17 protein-coding genes, 1 rRNA gene and 1 riboswitch are annotated in these 24,486 nt (G+C 64.5%); of the genes, 11 read left to right on the top strand and 7 right to left on the bottom strand.

Translation table 11 applies throughout. The features are described from left to right. The first annotated feature begins 105 nt into the window (after nt 1–105). The 4 genes from ftsE to ACUXVA_RS02410 all read left to right on the top strand — a co-directional run bounded on the left by ftsE (nt 106) and on the right by ACUXVA_RS02410 (nt 3,349). Entirely contained in the window at nt 106–765 is a 660-nt protein-coding gene (ftsE, locus tag ACUXVA_RS02425; protein WP_265081743.1) for a cell division ATP-binding protein FtsE, read from the top strand. Then, a complete protein-coding gene (locus ACUXVA_RS02420; RefSeq protein ID WP_445490672.1) occupies nt 758–1,729 on the top strand; it encodes a cell division protein FtsX in 972 nt (323 codons plus the stop codon). The genes ftsE and ACUXVA_RS02420 overlap by 8 nt, the downstream gene beginning before the upstream one ends. Before the next feature lie 109 nt (nt 1,730–1,838). Continuing rightward, a complete protein-coding gene (locus ACUXVA_RS02415; protein ID WP_265081744.1) occupies nt 1,839–2,564 on the top strand; it encodes a YdcF family protein in 726 nt (241 codons plus the stop codon). A gap of 11 nt (nt 2,565–2,575) precedes the next feature. Beyond that, nucleotides 2,576–3,349, top strand: a complete 774-nt coding sequence (locus ACUXVA_RS02410) for a lysophospholipid acyltransferase family protein (protein WP_445490670.1) — start codon at nt 2,576–2,578, stop codon at nt 3,347–3,349. Between the two features lie 217 nt (nt 3,350–3,566). Here ACUXVA_RS02410 and ACUXVA_RS02405 read toward each other — a convergent pair whose 3' ends face one another. Continuing rightward, a complete protein-coding gene (locus ACUXVA_RS02405) occupies nt 3,567–4,124 on the bottom strand; it encodes a gamma-glutamylcyclotransferase (protein ID WP_445490668.1) in 558 nt (185 codons plus the stop codon). A gap of 124 nt (nt 4,125–4,248) precedes the next feature. Between ACUXVA_RS02405 and ACUXVA_RS02400 the strand changes: the two genes are divergently transcribed. Continuing rightward, complete coding sequence (locus ACUXVA_RS02400) at nt 4,249–5,439, top strand: DUF2125 domain-containing protein (RefSeq protein WP_445490666.1); 1,191 nt, start codon at nt 4,249–4,251, stop codon at nt 5,437–5,439. Between the two features lie 218 nt (nt 5,440–5,657). On the opposite strand, the gene ACUXVA_RS02395 is transcribed toward ACUXVA_RS02400, so the two are convergent. Genes ACUXVA_RS02395 through ACUXVA_RS02385 form a run of 3 tightly spaced genes read right to left on the bottom strand, consistent with a single transcriptional unit; the run spans nt 5,658 to nt 8,580 of the window. Then, nucleotides 5,658–6,599: a prephenate/arogenate dehydrogenase family protein gene (locus ACUXVA_RS02395; RefSeq protein WP_265081747.1), complete on the bottom strand. Its 942-nt coding sequence runs from the start codon at nt 6,597–6,599 to the stop codon at nt 5,658–5,660. Then, nucleotides 6,596–7,693: a histidinol-phosphate transaminase gene (gene hisC, locus ACUXVA_RS02390; RefSeq protein WP_445490664.1), complete on the bottom strand. Its 1,098-nt coding sequence runs from the start codon at nt 7,691–7,693 to the stop codon at nt 6,596–6,598. Before hisC ends, ACUXVA_RS02395 begins: the two co-directional genes overlap by 4 nt. 38 nt (nt 7,694–7,731) lie before the next feature. Continuing rightward, a complete protein-coding gene (locus tag ACUXVA_RS02385; protein WP_265081749.1) occupies nt 7,732–8,580 on the bottom strand; it encodes a chorismate mutase in 849 nt (282 codons plus the stop codon). A gap of 181 nt (nt 8,581–8,761) precedes the next feature. Next, nucleotides 8,762–8,841: riboswitch (SAM riboswitch) on the top strand. Between the two features lie 93 nt (nt 8,842–8,934). Here ACUXVA_RS02385 and metX point away from each other — a divergent pair. The 3 genes from metX to ACUXVA_RS02370 all read left to right on the top strand — a co-directional run bounded on the left by metX (nt 8,935) and on the right by ACUXVA_RS02370 (nt 11,767). Beyond that, complete coding sequence (metX, locus tag ACUXVA_RS02380; RefSeq protein ID WP_445490662.1) at nt 8,935–10,134, top strand: homoserine O-acetyltransferase MetX; 1,200 nt, start codon at nt 8,935–8,937, stop codon at nt 10,132–10,134. 1 nt (nt 10,135) lies between these two features. Then, complete coding sequence (gene metW / locus ACUXVA_RS02375; protein ID WP_265081751.1) at nt 10,136–10,810, top strand: methionine biosynthesis protein MetW; 675 nt, start codon at nt 10,136–10,138, stop codon at nt 10,808–10,810. A 351-nt stretch (nt 10,811–11,161) separates the two neighbouring features. Continuing rightward, the gene (locus ACUXVA_RS02370; RefSeq protein WP_265081752.1) at nt 11,162–11,767 is read left to right on the top strand and encodes a TIGR02594 family protein; all 606 of its coding nucleotides are present in this window, start codon (nt 11,162–11,164) and stop codon (nt 11,765–11,767) included. A 136-nt stretch (nt 11,768–11,903) separates the two neighbouring features. Here the strand turns inward: ACUXVA_RS02370 and ACUXVA_RS02365 are convergent, their stop codons facing one another. Then, entirely contained in the window at nt 11,904–12,689 is a 786-nt protein-coding gene (locus ACUXVA_RS02365) for an MOSC domain-containing protein (protein WP_445490660.1), read from the bottom strand. A 222-nt stretch (nt 12,690–12,911) separates the two neighbouring features. Between ACUXVA_RS02365 and clpB the strand changes: the two genes are divergently transcribed. Both clpB and ACUXVA_RS02355 read left to right on the top strand, forming a co-directional pair. After that, entirely contained in the window at nt 12,912–15,551 is a 2,640-nt protein-coding gene (clpB, locus tag ACUXVA_RS02360) for an ATP-dependent chaperone ClpB (RefSeq protein ID WP_265081754.1), read from the top strand. 254 nt (nt 15,552–15,805) lie between these two features. Further along, a complete protein-coding gene (locus tag ACUXVA_RS02355; protein WP_445490657.1) occupies nt 15,806–17,248 on the top strand; it encodes an aspartate/glutamate racemase family protein in 1,443 nt (480 codons plus the stop codon). A 51-nt stretch (nt 17,249–17,299) separates the two neighbouring features. Here ACUXVA_RS02355 and ACUXVA_RS02350 read toward each other — a convergent pair whose 3' ends face one another. Beyond that, a complete protein-coding gene (locus tag ACUXVA_RS02350) occupies nt 17,300–19,732 on the bottom strand; it encodes a hypothetical protein (RefSeq protein WP_445490655.1) in 2,433 nt (810 codons plus the stop codon). A gap of 168 nt (nt 19,733–19,900) precedes the next feature. Further along, nucleotides 19,901–21,955 carry a LysM peptidoglycan-binding domain-containing M23 family metallopeptidase gene (locus ACUXVA_RS02345; RefSeq protein ID WP_265081757.1) on the bottom strand — a complete coding sequence of 685 codons (2,055 nt, stop codon included), beginning with the start codon at nt 21,953–21,955 and terminating at the stop codon, nt 19,901–19,903. 853 nt (nt 21,956–22,808) lie between these two features. Here ACUXVA_RS02345 and ACUXVA_RS02340 point away from each other — a divergent pair. Next, nucleotides 22,809–24,295, top strand: a 16S ribosomal RNA gene (locus ACUXVA_RS02340). Nucleotides 24,296–24,486 lie beyond the last annotated feature (191 nt).

Here is a 24,486-nt window from a genome sequence, read left to right as displayed (position 1 = left end):
AGACGACCGTTAACGAATCGGAAACCATAAGGGCGGCACAACCAATTAGGATATTTCAATGAGCGGTCGTGGGGCCGCACTGCGTCTCATCGAACGGAGCTGAATGTGGTCCGGTTCGAAAACGTCGGTCTGCGCTACGGGCTTGGCCCGGAGATTCTGCGCGACCTGAGTTTCCAGATTCCTGCGCACTCGTTCCAGTTCCTCACCGGCCCTTCCGGCGCCGGCAAGACGTCGCTGCTGCGCCTGCTGTTCCTGTCGATGCGGCCGACCCGCGGCCTGGTCACGCTGTTCGGCAAGGACATCTCCCTGCTCGGCAAGGACCAGATCGCCGACCTGCGCAAACGCATCGGCATCGTGCTGCAGGATTTCCGCCTGCTCGACCACATGACCACCTACGAGAATGTCGCACTGCCGTTCCGGGTCATGGGCCGCGACGAATCGAGCTACCGCCGCGAGGTCATCGACCTGCTGAAATGGGTGGGGCTGGGGGAGCGGATGGATGCGCTGCCGCCGATCCTGTCCGGCGGCGAGAAGCAGCGTGCGGCGATCGCGCGCGCGGTGATCTCGCGGCCGCATCTGCTGCTGGCCGACGAGCCGACCGGCAACGTCGATCCGACCCTCGGCCGGCGCCTGCTGCGGCTGTTCATCGAGCTCAACAAGTCCGGCACCGCCGTCATCATCGCGACCCACGATATCACGCTGATGGACCAGTACGACGCGCGGCGCATGGTGCTGCATCAGGGGCGGCTGCATATCTATGAGTAGAACCGGAGACGAGCACGGCGCGCTGATGGATCTCGGGCACGACACCCCGCAGGTGCCGGCGCGTGCGCGCAATTTGTCGCCGATCGTGCCGCGCGGCTCGATCGCCGGCCGTGCACTGGTCGCGGTGGTGGCGATCATGACGTTCCTGGCTTCGATCACCACGGGCGCCGTGCTGCTGATCTCCGCCTCGGCATCGGAATGGCAGTCCGAGGTGGCCAGCGAAATCACCATCCAGGTGCGGCCGGTGCCCGGCCGCGATCTGGAGCGCGATACGCTGGCGGTGGCCGAGACGGTGCGGGCGCAGCCGGGCATCGTCGAGGTGCGTCCCTATACCAAGGCGGAATCCGCGGCGCTGCTGGAGCCTTGGCTCGGCAGCGGGCTGTCGCTCGACGACCTGCCGGTGCCGCGCGTGATCGTTGCCCATGTGGTGCCGGGGACCACACTGGATATCGCCAAGCTGCGCGGCCAGGTGACCCAGGCGGTGCCGGCGGCGACCGTCGACGACCATCGTGCCTGGATCGAGCGGATGCGTTCGATGACATCGGCGACGGTGCTTGCCGGCATCGGCATTCTCGCGCTGGTCATCGTCGCCACCATCATTTCGGTGTCGTTCGCCACCCGCGGCGCCATGGCCGCGAACCGGCCGATCGTCGAGGTGCTGCATTTCGTCGGCGCCGGTGACCGCTATATCGCCAACCGCTTCTTCCGGCATTTCCTGCGGCTCGGCCTGCAGGGGGGCGTGATCGGCGGCGGCGCCGCGATGCTGGGTTTCGGGTTTTCCGAATCCGTCGCCAGCCGGTTTTCCGGCACCCCGGTGGGGGACCAGTTCGCCGCGCTGCTGGGGACGTTTTCGCTGCGCCCGTCGGGCTATCTGGCGCTGGCGGTGCAGGCGGTGCTCATCGCGGCGATCACCGCATGGGCCTCGCGCCGCACCCTGTTTTCGACGCTGAACGATATCGAATGAGGCGGTCCGCTGGTCGGCAGTGCTCCCCCTTGCGCATCGGGCCCGGGCTGGCATCGCCAACAGGACCGAAAAAAACTAGAATTGTGCCGACAGGATCACGCACCGCCAGATGACCGTGCCGCTGGATGAGGACCCGATCGACAGACCGGCCGCGCGACCGCGCAGCCGCCGGGGCATGCTGCGCGCGGCTTTCGTTGTGGCCTTTGCGCTGACCTTCATGGTGGGTGCGATCGGCTTTGTCGGCTTCCTGTCGCAGTTGCGCAGCGCCGAGGCGCGGCCCGGCAAGAAGGCCGACGGCATCGTCGTGCTGACCGGCGGATCGTCGCGGGTCTCCGACGCGATGGAGTTGCTGGCCGGCGGCTACGGGACACGGTTGCTGATCTCAGGCGTGCATCCGACCAACGGCGCCAGCGAGATTTCGCGCGCTTTGCCGGACAGCCAGTTGCTGATCTCCTGCTGCGTCGATCTCGATCGCTCCGCGGTCAATACCCGCAGCAATGCCGTGGAGACCAGACGCTGGGCGCGGGAGCGCAACTTCCGCTCGCTGATCGTGGTCACCTCGAACTACCACATGCCGCGCGCCTTCGTTGAGCTGTCCCACGAGATGCCGGAGATCGAACTGATCCCGTTCGTGGTCATCGGCGACAGATGGCGCGACGAGCCGTGGTGGACTTCGGGCACCACGCTGCGCCTGCTGCTGTCCGAATATGTCAAATATCTCGCTGCCGAGGTCAGGGTCTGGCTGGCCGACCACGGCATCGACTTGACGCCCGACGGCAATGAGCCGCAAACCGACAACGCGCCGCGCAAGCCGGCCACCGCCTCCGCCAATTGATCGGATCTTCGATGGTTTCCATTTTCGTGCGCTCGCTGATCTACAACGTGCTGTTCTATGTGCTGCTGGTGTTCTGGATTCTGGTGGCGATCCCGACCTTCGTGATGCCGCCGCGGGCGTTCATGGCGATTGCCAAGGCATGGGCCCGCAGCAGCGTCTGGCTGATGCGGGTGGCCTGCAACACCAAGACCGAATATCGCGGACTCGAAAAAATTCCGGCGGGGCCGCTGGTCGTCGCCTCCAAGCATCAGTCGATGTGGGAGACCTTCGCGCTGATGCCGTTCTTCGACCGGCCGCTGTTCATCTACAAGCGCGAGCTCGGCAAGATTCCGTTTTTTGGCTGGTACCTGAAAAAATCGAAGATGGTCGGCGTCGATCGCGACGGCGGGGCGCGGTCGCTGATCGACATGGCCAGGCGCGCCACCGAAGAGGTGCAACTCGGCAGGCAGCCGATCATCTTTCCGGAGGGCACGCGGCGACCCGTCGACGCCGCTCCGGACTACAAGCCCGGCATCGCCCAGATCTACAGCAAATGCGGCGTGCCGTGCCTGCCGGTGGCGCTGAACTCCGGCCTGTTCTGGCCGCGCCGGACCTTCCTGCGCTATCCCGGCACGCTGGTGGTGGAGTTCCTCGATCCGCTGCCGCCGGGCCTGCCGCGCAAGGAATTCATCGCCGCCATCAGCACCTCCATCGAAGCCGCCACCGCCCGCCTGGTCACCGAGGCCCGCGCGGAACAGGCCGCACTGTTCGGCCGCGTGCCGAACGTCGCGGTGAAGGAGAACTAGCGTTTTGCACGAGGCCTGCGTGATCCCTCCCCCCGCGTCTTCGCGGTGGGGAGGGTCGGCCGAACGAAGCGATGCGTAGCATCGCTGAAGTGGAGGCCGGGGTGGGGGCGCCGGGAGCGCGGAGTTTGTTGTGACACCCCCCACCCGACCGCGCTTCGCGCGGCCACCCTCCCCGCCGCGAAGACGCGGGGGGAGGGAAAGAGAGTGCCTCACCAACTCACCCCTGCAACATCGCCGCCAGCCGATGCAGTTGCGGATCGCGAAAGCCTTCGGCCTCGATGGCCTTCACCGTCGACAGCACGTAGTCGCGGTTGGGACCGGAGCGGCCATGGCCCTGCTTCACGAAATGCAACTGCTCGGTCAGGCTCAGCCGGCCGGCATATTGCACGTGGCTGCGGTCGACCACATAGGCCAGCGCGCTGACGCGGTCGCGGGCCTCGTTGCCGAGCCATACCGACCGCATCACCTCGCGATAGACGTGGGTGGTCTGCTCGCGCTCGCGCAGATATGCGATGGTGGCATGGCGTTTCTCTGCGGCGACCCGGAAGGCGATGCCGCGGCAGGCGCCGCCGCGGTCGAGACCGAGCACCAGGCCGGGTTTCTCCGGCGTGCCACGATGGTCGAAGGAATAGACGCATAACGCGCGGTGCTCGCCGATCAGCCGCGCCGGCGCCTGCTCGAGGAAGTCGAAGCCCGGCCGCCACATCAGCGAGCCGTAGCCGAACACCCAGAGGTCGCCGTGCGACGTCGCTTCGGTTGATTGTGCTGCCGACATGCTACCGACCTAGCAGAATCCGGCTTTTGAGGCGAAGCGTTTCCCTGCAACCCCGGCCTGCATCGGGCGGGGGAAGCCCGGTGTCACCGCTGATTTGACAAAATCATGCTGTCTACGTCCCGCCATGTCCGATTTTGTCCTGCCGACCCGCCGGCGCCGCCTGTGGCCCGTTTTCATCATGCCCATCCTCGTTGTCGTCCTGGCGGCGGCGTGGAGCGCATTCTGGTTCTATGCCGCCTCCAAGGTCGACGAGAACGTCGACGCCTGGCGCGCCCGCGAGGCCGCGGCGGGGCGGACCTACGACTGCGCAGATCGCTCGGTGGCCGGCTTCCCGTTCCGGCTCGAAGTGCGCTGCACCGGTGTGAGCGTGGCGCTGCTGGCGCAGACCGCGGGGCAGGCGGCAGCGCAGCCGATCAATGCCAAGCTCGGCGAAATTCTGGTGGTGGCGCAGATCTACGATCCCAAGCTGCTGATCGCCGAATTCAAGGCGCCGGCCGTGCTGTCCGATCGCGGCCAGCCGGCCATGGTGGTGAACTGGTCGACGGCGCGCAGCAGCATCGTCGGCCTGCCCGGACCGCCCGACCGAGCCGACATCGTGTTCGACGACGCCTCGGTGGACCGCATCGCCGCCTCCGTGCAGGCGCCGATCGCGCGCGCCAAGCATATCGAACTGCACGGCCGCAACGCCGAGAGCTCGACGCCGGACAAGCCGGTCATCGAGGCGGCGCTGCAGATCGGCGGCGGCAGTATCCAGGATCTGCATCCGGCGCTCGCGGTGCCGTTCGACGCCGACATCCGTGCCCAGCTCAGCGGGCTGAAGGACTTCTCGCCCAAACCCTGGCCGGCGCGGTTTCGCGAGTTGCAGGCCGCCGGCGGCCGGGTGGAGATTGTGCAGTCGCGGATCCAGCAGGGCGACTTGATTTCGGTGGCGTCGGGCTCGCTCGGCCTGACCGCGGCGGGCAATCTCGACGGCGAAGTGCAGATGACCGTCGCCGGGCTGGAGAAGGTGATCCCGGCGCTCGGCATCGACAAGCTGCTGGAAATGGGCGTGCCGCAGTCGGCGCTGGATCGTTTTGCGCCTGGCGTGAAGAGCGCGGACGTCAACAACGTGCTTGGCGCGCTGGACCGCGCCATTCCGGGCCTCGGCAAGGTGGTGCGCCAGAATGCCAGCGCGGGCGTTACTGCCGGCGTCAATTCGCTCGGAACCGAGGCCATGCTGGAGGGCCGTAAGGCACGCAGCTTCCCGCTGAAATTCGTCGATGGGGCGGTGATGATGGGCTCGCTGAAGGTCGCGCAGATCCCGCCGCTGTTTTAGAAAGACGAAGCGCGCCCTTTCTTCCCCTCTCCCCCAAGCAGCGAAGCTGCGCAGGCGGGAGAGGTGGATCGAAGGCGCGAAGCGCATTCGAGACGGGAGAGGGGGCTCTTCTGAGTTTGCGGCTTTCCCTCTCCCGCCTTCGCTGCGCGAAGGCGCCCTCTCCCGCTGCGCAAAGCTTCGCTTTGCTGGGGGAGAGGGGAAGGAAGAAAGCGCGCGCCTTACTCTGCTTTCTTCGTCAGCGCGGCGTGCTTGCGGCCGAAGTCCGGCGCGGCTTCGTCTTGGCCGATGCTCACGATGCCCCGGCGGATGGCGCGGGTGCGGGTGAAATGATCGAACAGCGCTTCGCCGTCGCCGCGGCGCATGGCGCGGGTCAGCTTCGACAGGTCTTCCTGGAACGCGCCGAGCATTTCCAGCACCGCGTCCTTGTTGGCCAGGAACACGTCGCGCCACATGGTCGGGTCGGATGCGGCGATGCGGGTGAAATCGCGAAAGCCGCCGGCGGAGAACTTCAGCACTTCCGAGCGAGTCACGTCCTCGAGCTCGTCGGCTGTGCCTACGATTGTATAGGCGATCAGATGCGGCAGATGGCTGGTAACCGCCAGCACCAGGTCATGATGCGGGGCCGTCATGATCTCGACATTGGCGCCGAGCGCGGCCCAGAACGCCGTGAGTTTCTCCACGGCCGCTGTATCCGCGCCCTCGGGCGGCGTGAGAATGCACCAGCGGTTCATGAACAGTTCGGCGAATCCGGAATCCGGCCCGGAATTCTCCGTGCCGGCGACCGGATGGGCCGGGATGAAGTGCACATTATCAGGCAGATGCGCGGCCATGGCCGTCAGCACCGACGCCTTGACCGAGCCGACGTCGGAGACGATGGCGCCGGGTTTGAGATGCGCGCCGATGCTTTCAGCCACCGCGCCGGACACGCCCACCGGCACGCAGGCGATCACCAGATCGGCATCCGCCACGGCGCTGGCATTGTCGTCAGCGACCACGTCCGCGAGCTTGATCTCAACCGCCCGCGCCCGAACGGCGGCCGACGCATCGGTGGCTACCAGCACTTCGGCGAGGCCGAGCTGCTGGATGCCGCGCGCCAGCGACGAGCCGATCAGGCCGAGTCCGATCAGCGCGATGCGTTTGAAGGGCGGCTGCGCAGTCACGTATTTGACGCCATGAATTCGCGCAAAGTCTCGATGACCAGCCGGTTGGCCTCCTCGGTGCCGATGGTCATGCGCAGCGAGTTGTGCAGGCCGTAATTGTTGACGGCACGCAGCACGAGTCCGCGCTTGGTGAGGAATGCGTCGGCATCGGCGGCAGTTTTTCCCGTCTCCGGAAAATGCATCAGGATGAAGTTCGCCACGCTCGGCGTCACCTTGATGCCGAGCTTGGTGATTTCAGCGGTCATGATCTCGACCCACTTCGCAGTGTAGTCGACCGACATCTTTACATGGCCGGTGTCCTCGATCGCGGCGACCGCGGCGAACATCGCCGGTGCCGAGACGTTGAACGGACCGCGCACGCGGTTCAGCGCATCGACGATATGGGCCGGGCCGAACATCCAGCCGATCCGCAGGGCGGCAAGACCGTGCACCTTGGAGAAGGTGTAGGTGGCCACGGTGTTGTCCGTGGTCTTCGCCAGTTCGAGGCCGTTGTCGTAGTCACCTTTGGTGACATAGTCCGAATAGGCGGCGTCGAGCACCAGCAGCACGTGCTCGGGCAGGCCAGCGCGCAGACGCTTGATCTCCGACGACGGCAGATAGGTGCCGGTCGGATTGTTCGGGTTGGCCAGCCACACCAGCTTGGTGCGATCAGTCACGCATTTCAGGATGGCGTCGACGTCGCAGGTGAGGTCGATTTCCGGTGCCACGACATTGGTGGCGCCGTTGCCCTGGGTGGCGATCGGGTAGACCAGAAAACCGTGCGCCGTCGAAATCGCCTCGTCGTCGGGGCCGAGATAGACATGCGCCAGCAGGTTCAGGATCTCGTCGGAGCCGGCGCCGCAGATGATCTGCGCGGGATCGAGGCCGAAACGGCGGCCGATCGCCTCGCGCAGGACCTTTGAGGTGCCTTCCGGATAATCCTCGAGATGGGCTGCCGCGGTGGCAAACGCCTCCTTCGCCTTCGGCGACGGGCCGAACGGGGTCTCATTGGCCGACAGCTTGTAGGTCTTGCGGCCGGGATCGACCACCGGGCTCTTGCCGGGGGTGTAGGGCGAAATATCGAGGATGCCGGGCTTCGGCACGGGACGGGACATCGGTAGCTCCAGATCAGTCAGGCGTCTCAGACGTGCGGTCAGGACCGCTTGGCGTCGGCGGGCACCGTATAGCGGGTTGCGTGGCTGCCGACGAGGGCCGAAGAACGCATGGTTGCCCCCGCAGCAACGAGCGCCGCCTTGATGCTGTCGAGGCTGGTGGCCGCGGTGATCGATACCAGCAGCGCGGCGCCGTCGAAGGCGGTATCGGGCACGGCGACGATCTCGGCCAGCGGCGACAGCGCGCGGGCGATCTCCGCATTCCAGCCGGACACCCGCACGCTCCACATCTCGACTTCCGTCACCATGGCGCTGTCGGCGACGCGGGACACCACGAAGACCGGCAGTGCGGCGGGATGGTCGGCGCGCTCGATGAACGGCAGCCGTGCGATGATTTTCGGCGTGCCCTTGGCTTCCAGTTCGAGCCACCATGGCGTGCGGCTCGAGGTCGCCGACACCAGCGCCAGGTCGCCCTTGGATTTGGCGACGGCCTCGACCGCCGCGGCGGCGCTGAAATGCGCCACATAGGGCACCGTGAAGCCGAAATGGAATCGCGCCGAATCCCGCATCGCGGATTCGCCGAGCGACAGATCGGCATGCACCGAGAACGGCGCCTGCACATAGGTGAAGGTGGCGATGATCACCCGCCAGATGCTCTCCACGGTATCGATCGGCAGGATGCCGCGATGGCGCTGCACCAGCCGCCGCATCATGTCGGCCTCGCGCGCCGGGCGGAACGCCGAGCCGACCTCCTGGGTCTGCTTCACCGAGATCAGCCGGTCGATGATGTCGCCGCGCTGCATCAGCAGGCTGTGGACCTGCGCGTCGATGCTGTCGATTTCCTGGCGCAGCACCTCGAGCGAGGGCGGGGCGGGCGGTGCGATGGACATGCGTGGTAACCTGCAAGACGTGGAAGCGACTGATGAAATCGGGGATGTGGCCGCCCATCTTGATAGGGTTCGCAGGCTCTGAAAGCAAAGAAAACATTGCGCCCGCGGGCCGCCGCGGAAGACAGGGTTTACCGTGTCCGCCGCCGCTTCTTGACGGAGGGCGTGTGCAGGACTAGCTTAACTGTCACTTCGTGGTCATTTGAGCCGGCCGGCTTGCAGCCACGTTAAACAACTTGCTAAACAGGCCGGGGACACACTCAGAGTGATCCCGGCCGAACGCGTGTTCAGGCCGGGTTTTTTATGGCCTGAATTCCGCGGTGGTCTGCGTGACCTTCTGAGGAGGCCAGTATCGAGATGGTAAACGTCCAGGCGTTGAAGCCGGAGACGGCGCGAAACAAGGATAGCGCCCACGAGGCGGATCATCCCACCTCGCTCGTGGCGCTGTTCGGCGCCGACCAGCCGCTGCGGCTCGATTGCGGCGTCGATCTCGCGCCATTCCAGATCGCCTACCAGACCTACGGCACGCTCAACGCCGACCGATCCAACGCCATTCTGGTCTGCCATGCGCTGACCGGCGACCAGCATGTCGGCAATCCGCATCCGGTCACCGGCAAGCCGGGCTGGTGGAACACCCTGCTCGGCCCGGGCAAGGCGCTCGACACCGACCGCTATTTTGTCATCTGCTCCAACGTGCTCGGCAGCCGCATGGGCACCACGGGCCCGGCCTCGACCAATCCGGCCACCGGCAAATTGTGGGGGCTGGATTTTCCGGTCATCACCATTCCCGACATGGTGCGCGCCCAGGCCATGCTGATCGACCGGCTCGGCATCGACACGCTGTTCGCGGTGGTCGGCGGCTCGATGGGGGGCATGCAGACGCTGCAGTGGAGCACGGCCTATCCGAAGCGGGTGTTCTCCGCGCTGGCGGTGGCCTGCAGCACGCGGCATTCGGCGCAGAACATCGCGTTCCATGAACTCGGCAGGCAGGCGGTGATGGCCGATCCGGACTGGCACGGCGGCCGCTACTTCGAGGAGGGTAGCTATCCGCACCGCGGCCTCGGCGTCGCGCGCATGGCCGCGCACATCACCTATCTGTCGGACGCCGCCCTGCACCGCAAGTTCGGTCGCCGGATGCAGGACCGCGACCTGCCGACGTTTTCGTTCGACGCCGATTTCCAGGTCGAGAGTTATCTGCGCTACCAGGGCTCGTCCTTCGTCGAGCGCTTCGACGCCAACTCCTATCTGTATCTGACCCGCGCCATGGACTATTTCGATGTCGCCGCCGACCACAACGGCGTGCTGGCGGAAGCCTATCGCGGCACCCAGACGCGGTTCTGCGTGGTGTCGTTCACCTCCGACTGGCTGTTTCCCACCACGGAATCCCGCGCCACGGTGCATGCACTCAATGCCGGCGGCGCGCGGGTGTCGTTTGCCGAAATCGAAACCGACAAGGGCCACGACGCCTTCCTGCTCGATGTGCCGGAGTTCATCGACATCTCCCGCGCCTTCCTGGAATCCGCCGGCGCCGTGCGCGGCCTGATCGCGGAGAAGTAACATGGCCGCACAGCAACAGGTTCTGCCCCTGCCGGGTCTCGTCATCCCCGGCGCGCAACCGCAGCGCGGCGATCATCTGCTGATGGCGGAAATGGTGGCGCGCGGCTCCAAGGTGCTCGACGTCGGCTGCGGCGAAGGCGATCTGCTGCAGCTGCTGGAAAGCCGCGGCATCGACGGCCGCGGCATCGAGCTGTCGCGCGAGGGCGTCAACCGCTGCGTCGCCAAGGGGCTCGCCGTGGTGCAGGGCGACGCCGACACCGACCTCGTCAACTATCCCGATGACGCCTTCGACTATGTGATCCTGTCGCAGACGCTGCAGGCCACACGGCAGCCGAAGGTGGTGCTGGAAAACCTGCTGCGCATCGGCCGGCGCGCCATCGTGTCGTTTCCGAATTTCGGATTCTGGAAGATGCGTTTGCAGTTGCTGGTGAACGGCCAGATGCCGCGCACCGAGAACCTGCCGGCGACCTGGTACGACACGCCGAACATCCACTTCTGCACCATCAAGGACTTCGTGCAGCTGTGCGACGAGATCAACGTCAAGATGGAGCGCGCGGTGGCGCTCGATCTCAACGGCCGTCCGCTGCGCCTCAACGCGCCGTGGTGGTTCTGGAACATGTTCGGCGAGCAGGGCGTGTTCCTGCTCAGCCGCGCCGCCAGATCCGCCGGACAATAAACTTCGGCGTCGCGTCCATTCGGAACGGTACGTCAGTCCGGCGAGATTGCAGATTCGTGGGTCCCCTATTTGCAGGCCACGTCTGCATTCCTGTCGTAACAGAATGATAATCGAAATCCCAACGCGTATGAATGTTGCGTGACGTCTGCGTTAATCGCAATTTAACGCTATTTGGCCGCGACTGTCTTAACAGAGATTAATTCTCGTGGCCGCAATGCGGCGCGAGACGCGACGCGAATTTCAGCCGCGTCTTTTTATGGCCACATCAAATTCCTTTACCCCACCCCCCGCTATCGACCGCTCGTTTGGCGATCAGCATCGGGGTCTGGGTTCACAAGGAAAAAATTTGGTATGGTTCAGTTCACTGCGTTTCGTTGGGCGCTTCGCTTCGTCACTCTCGCCTTTTGTTCGGTCGTCATTGTCGCGCTCGCAACACCGGCTTCGGCACGGCCACGTCACAGCGGGCATCATGCCCATTCCCATCACAAGACCTACAATCACAGTTCCCGTCATCACGGCCGCCGTCACATGCGCGTCTCTGCTCGCCATGCGACTCTGCAGAGCGCTGACAGCGCCGCGGAATCGTTCGCCGGCAGCGGCTTCAGCTCGTCCAACGTGGTCGCCGAGGCGCGGCGCTACATCGGCAGCAATCCCACCGGCCGCAGCCGCCTGTGGTGCGCGCGCTTCATGAACATGGTGCTGCAGCGCTCCGGCCATCAGGGCACCGGCTCCGACATGGCGCGTTCGTTCTCGAGCTACGGCCAGCGCATTTCCGGCCCGCAGGTCGGCGCCATCGCAGTGATGTCGCGCGGCCGTCGCGGCGGCCATGTCGGCGTCGTCAGCGGCATCGATCCCAACGGCAATCCGATCATCGTCTCCGGAAATCACGGCCGCCGCGTCGCGGAGTCCGTCTATTCGCGCGGTCGCATCTACGCCTATGTGATGCCGACGAGCTGAGTTAGTCGAATGCGTAGGGTGGGCAAAGTCAGCGTGCGCGCAAGCGCACGATGACGTGCCCACCATCTCGCGAGATGGTGGGCACGGCGCAAGAGCGCCTTTGCCCACCCTACGACTGAGCGGACTACTGAGCGGACTACAGCGGCTGCGGCGCTTCGACAGATATCGCATCGCCTTCGGCAATGCTGCCGCCGGCAATCACCTCGGCATAGACACCGAGATCGGCATGGCCGTAGGTCTGCATCAGCGTCGCGGGAATGTTGAGATCGCGCGCCGCGGTGTCGGGATCGACATTGGTCGCGGCGCAGCGGACGATGCGCTTGACGATCTTCAAGCGGGCATCGCCGATCGCGATCACCTGATCCATCAGGTCGAACTCGTGCCAGGCCGGCCAGCCCGTTACATAGACGTTGCCGCGAAACCGCAGCGGATGCACTGGCTGGCCGATCTCGTTTTCCAACGCTTTGACGCTGGCGAGGTTGATGATTGACACCACCTTCTTGGCCACGTCGGAAAAGCTGTGCCCGGCCGCGAACAGGATTTTTGGCGGCCCGCGCAACTCGTCGGCAAAGTTGGCGGCGAAGTACTGCTCGATCGCCGCCCGGCCTTCCGATGTCTCCAGGTCGCCGCGCACGATCTCGGCGCCGTCGCGGTGGATCGTCAGGGTGTGGCTGGCCTCGTCGTAGTGGCTGCGCAGGGCCGCCAGCCGCTCGTTGCGCATCAGCATCAGGAACTTGATCTTCGGGAAATACTGCGGCGCCGCCGGATCGAAGCCGCTGGGGCCGTTCTCGATGGCGTAGCGCCGGTCTGAGGGCAGTGGCTGGCCGGGGGACAGTGCCACCCCGGCGAGGCGTTCCGGGGTCAGACCCTTGACGGGATAGCGATACAGGCTGGCGACGCTGGCAACGGGCTTTTCAATCATCGGAGATTTTTAGGGGATTCTCGCCGGCTCCGCCACCGCTGACGAAATTGTGAGGCGACCTCTTCCGTTCCGGGAACCGACTGCCCACATTTGCGTCAAGCCGGCGCGATGCCGGCGACGACCGCGGCTGTTGAGCGATATCAATGCAGCCCGTGGAAACCCAGTGAAGATGGCGGTATCGTGCTTTCGGGGCGAACCGGCAGGCCGAGGGACATCCCAACCATGAATATTGAAAAATACACCGAACGCGTGCGCGGCTTCATCCAGTCGGCGCAATCCTTGGCCGTGCGCGAGGGCCATCAGCAATTCTCGCCGCTGCATATTCTGAAGGTGCTGCTCGACGACAGCGAGGGTCTGGCCGGCGGCCTGATCGATCGCGCCGGCGGCAATTCGCGCGCCATCCTGCAGGCCACCGAAGCCGAACTGAAGAAGATGCCCAAAGTGTCGGGCGGCGGTGCCGGTCAGGTCTATCTGGCGCCGGCTACCGCGCGCGCTTTCGAAGCCGCCGAACAGGCCGCAGAAAAGGCCGGCGACAGCTTTGTCACCGTGGAGCGGCTGCTGCTGGCACTGGCGCTGGACAAGGATTCCGAGGCCGGCAGTCTGCTCGCCAAGGGCGGCGTCACTCCGCAAAACCTCAACGCTGCGATCAATGCCCTGCGCAAGGGCCGCACCGCGGATTCCGCCACGGCGGAAAACGCCTATGATGCGCTGAAGAAATACGCCCGCGACCTGACCCAGGCGGCGCGCGACGGCAAGCTCGATCCGGTGATCGGCCGCGACGAGGAAATCCGCCGCACCATCCAGGTTCTGTCCCGCCGCACCAAGAACAATCCGGTGCTGATCGGCGAGCCCGGCGTCGGCAAGACCGCCATCGTCGAGGGCCTGGCGCTGCGCATCCTCAACGGCGACGTGCCTGACAGCATCAAGGACAAGAAGCTGCTGTCGCTCGATCTCGGCGCGCTCATTGCCGGCGCGAAGTATCGCGGCGAGTTCGAGGAGCGGCTGAAGGCCGTGCTGCAGGAAGTGACCTCGGCCGAAGGCGGCATCATCCTGTTCATCGACGAGATGCATCAGCTGATCGGCGCCGGCAAGGGCGACGGCGCTATGGACGCGTCGAACCTGCTGAAGCCCGCATTGGCGCGCGGCGAGCTGCATTGCATCGGCGCCACCACGCTCGACGAATATCGCAAGCATGTGGAAAAGGACGCCGCGCTGGCACGCCGGTTCCAGCCGATCTTCGTGGCTGAGCCCACCGTCGAGGACACCGTTTCGATCCTGCGCGGCTTGAAGGACAAGTACGAGCAGCACCACGGCGTCCGCATCACGGATTCCGCCTTGGTGGCCGCCGTCACACTGTCCAACCGCTACATCACCGATCGCTTCCTGCCGGACAAGGCCATCGACCTGATGGACGAGGCTTCGGCGCGGCTGAAGATGCAGGTGGATTCCAAGCCGGAAGAACTGGATTCCATGGACCGCGAGATCATCCGGCTCAAGATCGAGCAGGAGGCGCTGCGCAAGGAGACCGATCAGGGCTCCAAGAGCCGGCTGGAGACGCTGTCCAAGGAGCTTGCCGAACTCGAGGAGAAGTCGGCGGCGCTGACCCAGCGCTGGTCGGCCGAGAAGAACAAGCTGTCCAACGCCCAGAAGCTCAAGAGCGAGCTGGAAGCGCTGCGCAACGATCTCGCCGAAGCCCAGCGCCGCGGCGAATATCAGCGCGCCGGCGAGCTGGCCTATGGCCGGATTCCCGAGCTGGAAAAGAAGCTGGCGGACATCGAGGCGCACGAGAACCACGGCGAGATGATGGAAGAGGCGGTCACCGCCAACCACATCGCGCAGGTGGTCTCGCGCTGGACCGGCGTGCCGGTCGACAAGATGCTCGAAGGCGAGAAGGACAAGCTGCTGCGCATGGAAGAGAGTCTGGCTGACCGCGTGGTCGGGCAGGCCGAAGCCGTGCATGCGGTGGCCACCGCGGTGCGCCGCTCGCGGGCGGGATTGCAGGATCCGAACCGGCCGATGGGCTCGTTCATGTTCCTCGGCCCCACCGGCGTCGGCAAGACCGAGCTGACCAAGGCGCTGGCGTCATACCTGTTCGACGACGACACCGCGATGGTCCGTCTCGACATGTCCGAATACATGGAGAAGCACTCGGTCTCCCGGCTGATCGGCGCGCCTCCGGGCTATGTCGGCTATGACGAGGGCGGCGCGCTTACCGAAGCCGTGCGGCGGCGGCCCTATCAGGTCGTGCTGTTCGACGAGATCGAGAAAGCGCATCCGGACGTGTTCAACGTGCTGCTCCAGGTGCTCGACGACGGCCGTCTGACCGACGGTCAGGGCCGCACCGTGGACTTCCGCAATACGCTGATCATCATGACCTCGAACCTCGGGTCCGAACTCCTGGTCAATCAGCCGGAGGGCGAGGACACCTCGATGGTGCGCGAGCTGGTGATGGGCAATGTCCGCGCCCATTTCCGGCCCGAATTCCTCAACCGCGTCGATGAGATCATCCTGTTCCACCGGCTGCAGAAGAGCGAAATGGGCCGCATCGTCGAGATCCAGTTCTCGCGCCTCCAAAAGCTGCTGGAGGACCGCAAGATCGCGCTCGCGCTCGATCCTGCGGCGCGCGACTGGCTGGCCGAGAAGGGCTGGGATCCGGCTTACGGGGCGCGTCCGCTGAAGCGGGTGATCCAGCGCTTCGTGCAGGATCCTCTGGCCGAGATGATCCTCGCCGGCGACATCAAGGACGGCGACACCGTGGCCATCTCGTCGGAAGGCAACGTGCTGACCTTCAACGGACGCGTGCCGCAGACCGCCGAGATCGCGCAGTTCGAAGCGCCGATCCCGAAGCGCAAACTGAACTGAGGACCGGGACGGCCATGTTCATCCACCTCTCCCCGTCGGGGAGAGGTGGATTGCTGCGTGGATGCGACGCCTCGCCGGGGCAATCCGGGTGAGGGCGCGCAGCGCTCCCGATGCACGGTCCGACCGCCGATCAATCCGTGATCGATGCCTGAAGCGCCAGCAGGCGGCAGAGGCGTTGCCATTGGCGTCGGCGCCCTTTGCACCCTGTCTCGGCTTCCCGTAAAAGATCGCGACAACAGCCTTGAAAGCCCCGCATGATCGACAACCGTTTTGCCTTCGGCGTGGTCGGCGGCCTGGGCGCGCTGGCCGGGGCGGATCTGCTGCAGCGGCTGATCCGCGTCACCGCCACCGATCACGAGCGCTATGCCATCGTGTTCGAGCAGCAGAGTTTCCCCGGCGACCGGCTGCGCAGCGACAGCCAATACGATCCGACCGGCCGCAAGCTGCATGCGTTCAGCCTGATCCGCCGGCTCGAACTGCGCGGGACCGATGCGATCCTGCTGCCCTGTTTTGTCAGCCATACCTTCCTGCACGAGATCGAGCCCAATATCAGCACGCCTATCGTCAGCCTGATGGCCGCCTTGCAGGCGAAGGTGACGACCGCCTTTCCGCAGGCGCGGCGCATCGGCGTGCTGGCTTCCGACTACGTCCGCGACAAGGATCTGTTCGGCCGGACGTTTGGCGACAGCCATGCACTGGTCTATCCCGATGCCGACGCCCAGCGCGCGCTGATGGACATCGTCTATGCGGCCGGCGGCATCCGGTCGGGGACGGATGCGCCGGCGCTGCTCGGCCGGCTGCGCGACATCTGCGAAGGCCTGGCGGGGCAGGGCTGCGATATCATCCTGCCCGGCTTCACCGAATTGTCGCTGGTCCATGCGGCGCTGTCGGTCTCGCTGTCGATTCCGATCTTCAATGCCAACCAGTGCTATGCCGACTATGCGCTGAGTCAGCCGGTGCTGCGCCCACGCAAGGCTTTCAAGATCGGCGTGGTCGGCGGCGTCGGGCCGCTGGCGACGGTGGATTTCATGGAGAAGGTGGTCAAGCTGACCGAGGCGCGGCGCGACCAGGATCATATCAAGATGATCGTCGAGCAGAATCCGCAGATCCCCGATCGCACCGAGCATCTGCTGCACCAGGGCACCGATCCGACCATCGCGCTGTTCGCCACCTGCAAGAAGCTCGAAGCTGCCGAGGCCGACCTGATCGCCATTCCCTGCAACACGGCGCACGCCTTCGTCGAGCGCATGCAGGCGCACTTGCGGATTCCGGTGCTGGACATGCTTGATGAAACCATGGCGCAGATTGCCAGCCGCTATGCCGGCCAAGTTGTCGGGCTGCTGGCGACGTCGGGCACGGTGGAAAGCGGGGTCTATGCAGTGGCCGCCAGGCGCGCTGGCGTCGCGATCATGCTGCCGGACGCGGCGCACCAGACGCTGGTGATGGAAGCGATCTATGGCGCCAGCGGCGTCAAGGCGGGTTTTACCGAGGGGCGCTGTCGCGACGACCTGCGCGCCGCCATCGCGCACCTGGCCGAGCGCGGCGCCGCTGTCGTCGTGCTTGGCTGCACCGAGCTGCCGCTGCTGTTTCCGCAGACCGAAAGTTTTGAGACCGGAGGCCGCATGGTGGCCCTGCTCGATCCGACGCTGCTGCTGGCGTCGGCCTGCGTGCGGCATGCACAGGCGGCGCGAGCTTAGCTCGGTATCGTCCCTGCTTGGACGGGGACGACGTGAAAAGGCCAGTGTGCCCTACATCGCCTTCGGCGCGGGTACCGCCGGTACGCCTGCGCCCGGCTCCCGCGTGTCCGTGCGTGCTGCCACCGCCTGCCAGCCCACCATCATCATCACCGCGCAAAGCACATAAAAGCATACGCCGAGCCCGAAGGTCCGCGCGATGCCGAACTCGATGGACAGAGCGACGCCGAGCGCCGAGGCCAGCATCGAGGTGATGCCGTTGGCGCTCCAGAAGAACGGCAGCAGTCTGTCGTGGCGGCGCCAGATGCTCAGGCCCAGCGGGAACATCATGCCCATGAAGAACGCCGGCGGCGCCAGCAGCAGCACCGAGATCAGGATACGCATGTCCGTGGCCTCGGTGCGTGCCCAGCCGGTCACCACGGGCGTCAGCAGCCCGGCCATCACAAGCATGGCCAGCAGTGCAACGATGCGGGCGACCACGGCGCCGGGCCTGGGCGGCCGTGCGCCCACGGTGATGCTGCCGAGCCCGCTGAAGATCAGGATCGAGACCAGCACCACGCCGAGCCCGTAGACGGGATGGCCGAGGAACACCATCAGCCGCTGCATCTGCGAGATTTCGATCAGCATGAAGCCCATGCCGATACCGCTGAAATAGATCACCGGCGGCGTCAGCGTCGCCAGCGGCATGGCCCGCGCGAGGCGGGTGAAGGGAATGACGATGTAATAGATGCAGGCGAGCCCCGCCACCAGCACCAGCGACAGGGTGATGCTGACCGCAGAATTGTTATTGGTCAGCGCCCGCGACGGTTTGGCGAAGAAAGTGCCGAGCCGGGCGGTGTAGAAGAAGAACGGGCTGTCGTCGGTGGATGGTGCGATGTTCTCTGCTCGCGCGTTGAACCAGGCGGCGTCGGCCTTGCCGGACATCAGCGTCGTGGTGACGCCGTCGAACGACACGTCGGGTCCTAGCAGGATCTTGAAACCCTGCGCCAGCACGCGGCTCTTGGCGGCCTCCCACTGCGCGGCGGTGAAGGCGTCGGGCCGGCTGATCACCGTGACGATGTTGTCGACGTTCAGCGCCACCACGTGCTGCGCCAGTTCGGCGGCGGGCACGCCCTTGTTCTGCAGGGCGGCGGCGGCGATCGCCACCAGGCGGTAGAATTCGCTGCGGTGGTCTTTCGGATCGTACCAGCGCGACACCGACAGCATCCCGCCGGGATTGAGCGCCCGGTAGAAATTGCCCCAGGCCTCGACTGTGTAGAGGCGGTTTTCGGTCAGCGTCAGGCCGCCGGCGGCGGTGGCCGCCCAGGTGTCGATCAGCGAGATCTGTACCAGGTCGAAGCGTTCCGGCGAATGGTTGATGTAGCTGCGCGCTTCGGCATTGACGAGCTTGACGCCGGGCTGGCGGTCGAGATGACCGGAAAAGTCGGCGAACTTGTCGGTGAGCACTTCGAAGATCGCCGGATTGATCTCGATGCCACGGATGGTCTTCGCGCCGAAATACAGGCCCGAGAGAATGTCGCGACCGCCGCCGACGCCGACCACGGCGACGTCGTTCGGCTTCTGCAGCAGATAGGCAGCGTTGACGACGTCGTCCTGCAGATAGGACAGCTTGGTGAGATCGCCGTCGAACTTCGTGATGACGGTGGCGGCATCGGCGTCGATGTCGAGATGGTTCTGGTCGATCCTGGCCTGCGGGGGATGCGCGAAGCCCCAGCCCTGCGGCGTGCTTTCGCCCATCGCCGTGACGCGGACGCGGGAATAGGTGTTCCAGCGCTCAAACAGGGTGCCGGTCTGTTCGGCGCCCTTGGCCCAGAATACGCCGAGATGGCTCTTGCCGGAGATGGCGAGCCCGGTATGCAGCGTGGCAATGGCCGCCAGCGTCAGCGCCACTGCGCCGCTCAGGCGCAGGCTTTTGCGGTCGCCGCTGTGCCGCGTCACCATCCAGCCGGCGGCGGCGGCAAAGGCGCCGATCCAGAACGTGGCGCTGACCGGGTCGATCAGCAGCAGCACGAAGATCAGGCCGAGGCAGCCCAGCGCGGCGCCCGACAGGTCGGCCGCATAGAGCCAGCCGCCGGCATAGGGCAGGCGGGTCAGCAGCAGCGTGATGCAGACGCCGCTTTCGGTGAACGGGATGACGAAGGCGAAGGTGATGACGGTCAGCGCCACGGCGACGTAGGGCTCGGGCACCGCCAGCGGCACGCAGAGAAACACGGTCATGGCGGCGACGCTTGAGATGGCGAAATACGCCGCGTGGCGCGCGAATTCCTGCGCGACCCGCTCCGGCGCATAGCGCGCCGCATCGCCGTAGACCGCGATGGCGCCGCGGGTCAGCCCGAGCATGGCGAAGGAAATCGCCGCGAAGGCGAAGTGGTAGTACAGCATCACGCTGAAGAAGCGGGTGATCAGCACCTGGTACGACAGCGTCGCCGCGGCCAGCACGAAGATGGCGATGCAGTAGCGGCGTTGAGCCGCAAATGATGTCGGCAAGGCGCTGTCCTCACGTGAACCGTGACCATACGCTGACGCGCGGCTGCCGCCGAAACTGCCAAAAATCTCCTAAGATCTGATTGACCCGATGCCGCATTCCACGGGGTATCGGGAGCCCGCGGTTGCCCGCCTTTACCTCTCCCCGATGGGGCGAAGCGAAGCGGGAACCTACCGGTTGCTGACCTGCCGCACCGGTGAGCTGGGCAGGGCGGCGTCGGAGACCCGCGCGCCGTTGCCGCGCATGTTCATCTGCACGTCCAGCCCGTCGCGCACCTTCTCGAAGCTGGCCATCAGCGGGCCCTCCAGCGAGCGGCCGCGCGGCAGTTTCACGCGCATCGGGTCGACGAAGCGGCCGTTGACCAGGATTTCGTAATGCACATGGGCGCCGGTGGATGCGCCGGTGGAGCCGACGAAGCCAATCACCTGGCCCTGGCGGACCCGCTTGCCGGGCTCCATGCCCTTGGCGAAGGCCGACATGTGGCCGTAGGCGGTCTCGTAGCCGTTGTTGTGCTTGATCTTGATGAACTTGCCGTAGCCGCCTTCCCAGCCGGCGACCTCGATCACGCCGTTGCCGGAGGCGAAGATCGGGGTGCCATAGGGCGTCGCCCAGTCGACGCCGGTATGCATCTTCACATAGCCGAGGATGGGATGGCGGCGGCTGCCGAAGCCGGAGCGCATGATGGCGTTGTTGACGGGCTTGCGCACCAGGAACTTCTTCGCGCTCTTCCCGGTCTCGTCATAGTAATCGACGATCGAATCGTCGGGGGTCTGGAAGCGGTAGTATTTTTTGGTCTCGCCGCCCACCGTGAGCGAGGCGAACAGCACCTCGGTCTTTTCGGTGATGGTGGCGCCTTCGTCCTCGCCGGCGAAGAACACGTCGAACGAGTCGCCGGGCTGCACCTTGCGCTGGAAGTCGACGTCGTAGGAGTAGATCTTGATCATGTCCTCGATGACGGTGGCCGGCACCTTGTTGCGCAGCGCGGTCTCGTAAATGCTCTGGTAGAGCCGCACGCCGGTGCCGTCATCCTCGTCGTCGTCGCTCTCGGCGGCGGGCGCGTCGGCCACGGTGTTCATGCTGGAAACGTCGACCGCGACGTATTTGCCGAGGTCGGACAAAGCGGCGACCGCTTCGATGGTGGAGTCGTTGGCGACGATCACGCGGTAGGGCTGCAGCCGCTGGCCGGGCGCCGACGGCGCCATCAGGATCCGCAGTTTCTGGCCTTCCTTCAATCCGCCGTCGCGACCGCGCGCGCCGAGCGTGTAGGTGATGGCCTTGATCTCTTCCGGCGAGGCGCCCTGGTCGCGCAGGATGGTGGCGACCGAGTCGCCCTTCTTGACCACATGAATGCGTTCGCCGCTGGGATTGCCGCCGGTCGCCTGGTCCTTGGTTTTCGGAAGCTGGGTGACGTTTTCCGGGACCACGCGGGTCTCGAAGCCGGCATAGGGATCCGACGTGGTGCCCTCGGCGGCGTAGGACATCTTCATGTCGGGCTGGCGGCCGACCTCGCCGGTGGCGCTGGCCAGCGTGTAGCGGACGCCTGAATTGCCGCGCCAGTTCGAAGCGTCGCGGACCCGCATCAGGACTTCGTCGATCGCCACCGAGGCGGCGATCTTGGCCTTCGGCAACACCGGCGCGAGATCGCGGGTGACGAAGGATACTTCGGCGTCGGGTTCGATGGCGTCGGGGTTCTGGGCGTCTTCGGTGGCGGCGGGCGCGGTGATGCCGACGTCGGTCAGCATGCGCTGGGCATTGAAGGGCGGCACCTTCGCACTGAGATCGCTGGTTGCCATCGACAGGTTGCCGGAGATCCGGATGAACGGCCGCACGCGCATCACGTCGCGATTGCCGACGCGGGTCACGGTGGAGACGCGGACCACCTGGCGCGCGGCGGAAGATTCGCTTGGCGGCGGCAGGCGGTCGCTCTTGTGCAGGCTGGCCATCTTGTCGTTGGCGCTGAAGGCGCCGCGCAGCGCGCCTTCGACGCGTTCGGGCACCTTGGCAAATGTCATCTCGCCGTCGAGCGATGCGAAAACGGCGCCGCCGATGAGAGCTGCGCCGCAAAGACCCGTGAGAATCGTGCCGCTGAACCACTGGACCGAAACACGGCGGCGATCGATCACCGCGGCTTCGGAGCCATCGACGGAAAGCGGCGGCTCGTGTCCGAGATCGATGACCCCAGACTCGCGTCCATAGTTGCCGCCGCGTGACGTCGCGTAATTCAAACCGAAATCCCCCGAACGTTCATCACCACAATACGACGGGATTTCCCCCGGCCGCGTCGCATCGACATCGCAAACGTCACCGCATCCTAACAGCGTGCGCCAAAATGCTGGCCCCGGTGCAAGACGTCAATGCCGCAAAGCCGCTTGCTGCATCTTGTTCGGGGGGACAAAAGCAGCCGCCAAGTTGCGACGGTCGCTTTCGTTCCATGAAATCCAGATCGCCTGACCCGGCGACCGAATTTTTTCCGAACAACTTCCCGCCAGAACGCCGCAGCATTGTGGCTGATAGATGGCTAGCCCCTGTAATACCTCAGCTTTTTGGCGCGCGCGGGAGATGACATTTTCCTGACGATTGGCGTTGACAGATCCGAGTTGGAGGGCCTATAAACCGGCCACTGAGCGCGGCGGCGCCGGGGCCCACGGGTCCAGGCAAGCTTCCGTGTCTCTGATGCTCTCATCAAGGTGAGTGACTTAGCAGCCGATAGGTGTCGGTTGATTTGTCGTCGGATGAGTAGCCGGTCTTCTTTAAGTAGAAGTGCCTGACGAATTTTCTCCCTTAGGGGAGGGCGATGTTTTGCGACATCGGGTTGTTTGACAAGTTTAGATGAAGAAAGAGAAACGTGGACGGCGGAGTCCTTGCGGGTCTTGATCTCTAGTCATTCGGCGCAAGCTGGTGATTTTGGATTGAGGCCGGACGAAAGACTTCGGCGGTACACGTTTTGATACAAAGGTTACACCATCGTTGTTTGCGCTGTGAAGCGCGGACGGCAGGTTGGTCAGGCTTCGGTTTGATTGACCAAGTATGGTGGGACCTCGTCAATACGATGTGATCAGCCGGTTCAAAGTTCAAGTCCAACTTGAGAGTTTGATCCTGGCTCAGAGCGAACGCTGGCGGCAGGCTTAACACATGCAAGTCGAACGGGCATAGCAATATGTCAGTGGCAGACGGGTGAGTAACGCGTGGGAACATACCTCTTGGTTCGGAACAACACAGGGAAACTTGTGCTAATACCGGATAAGCCCTTACGGGGAAAGATTTATCGCCGAGAGATTGGCCCGCGTCTGATTAGCTAGTTGGTGTGGTAAAAGCGCACCAAGGCGACGATCAGTAGCTGGTCTGAGAGGATGATCAGCCACATTGGGACTGAGACACGGCCCAAACTCCTACGGGAGGCAGCAGTGGGGAATATTGGACAATGGGCGCAAGCCTGATCCAGCCATGCCGCGTGAGTGATGAAGGCCCTAGGGTTGTAAAGCTCTTTTGTGCGGGAAGATAATGACGGTACCGCAAGAATAAGCCCCGGCTAACTTCGTGCCAGCAGCCGCGGTAATACGAAGGGGGCTAGCGTTGCTCGGAATCACTGGGCGTAAAGGGTGCGTAGGCGGGTTTCTAAGTCAGAGGTGAAATCCTGGAGCTCAACTCCAGAACTGCCTTTGATACTGGAAGTCTTGAGTATGGGAGAGGTGAGTGGAACTGCGAGTGTAGAGGTGAAATTCGTAGATATTCGCAAGAACACCAGTGGCGAAGGCGGCTCACTGGCCCATTACTGACGCTGAGGCACGAAAGCGTGGGGAGCAAACAGGATTAGATACCCTGGTAGTCCACGCCGTAAACGATGAATGCCAGCCGTTAGTGGGTTTACTCACTAGTGGCGCAGCTAACGCTTTAAGCATTCCGCCTGGGGAGTACGGTCGCAAGATTAAAACTCAAAGGAATTGACGGGGGCCCGCACAAGCGGTGGAGCATGTGGTTTAATTCGACGCAACGCGCAGAACCTTACCAGCCCTTGACATGTCCAGGACCGGTCGCAGAGATGTGACCTTCTCTTCGGAGCCTGGAGCACAGGTGCTGCATGGCTGTCGTCAGCTCGTGTCGTGAGATGTTGGGTTAAGTCCCGCAACGAGCGCAACCCCCGTCCTTAGTTGCTACCATTTAGTTGAGCACTCTAGGGAGACTGCCGGTGATAAGCCGCGAGGAAGGTGGGGATGACGTCAAGTCCTCATGGCCCTTACGGGCTGGGCTACACACGTGCTACAATGGCGGTGACAATGGGACGCTAAGGGGCAACCCCTCGCAAATCTCAAAAAGCCGTCTCAGTTCGGATTGGGCTCTGCAACTCGAGCCCATGAAGTTGGAATCGCTAGTAATCGTGGATCAGCATGCCACGGTGAATACGTTCCCGGGCCTTGTACACACCGCCCGTCACACCATGGGAGTTGGTTCTACCTGAAGGCAGTGCGCTAACCGCAAGGGGGCAGCTGACCACGGTAGGGTCAGCGACTGGGGTGAAGTCGTAACAAGGTAGCCGTAGGGGAACCTGCGGCTGGATCACCTCCTTTCTAAGGATGGATCTTCAGTGCTTGCACTATCGATCCTCTTTTGAAACATCAGTGGCCAACGGTTTTCGGATCGTTAGGCTGCATTGGCGGGACACCGCCGTCTTCGTTTCTCTTTCTTCGCGGACGAACACACGCTGGGGCGTGCTTGTGACGTTCCTGGTGCAAGCCGGGATACGCTGGGCAGCCCTTTG

The sequence above is a fragment of the Rhodopseudomonas sp. RCAM05734 genome, from assembly GCF_052658035.1.
This window is presented reverse-complemented; position numbering and strand designations above follow the sequence as displayed.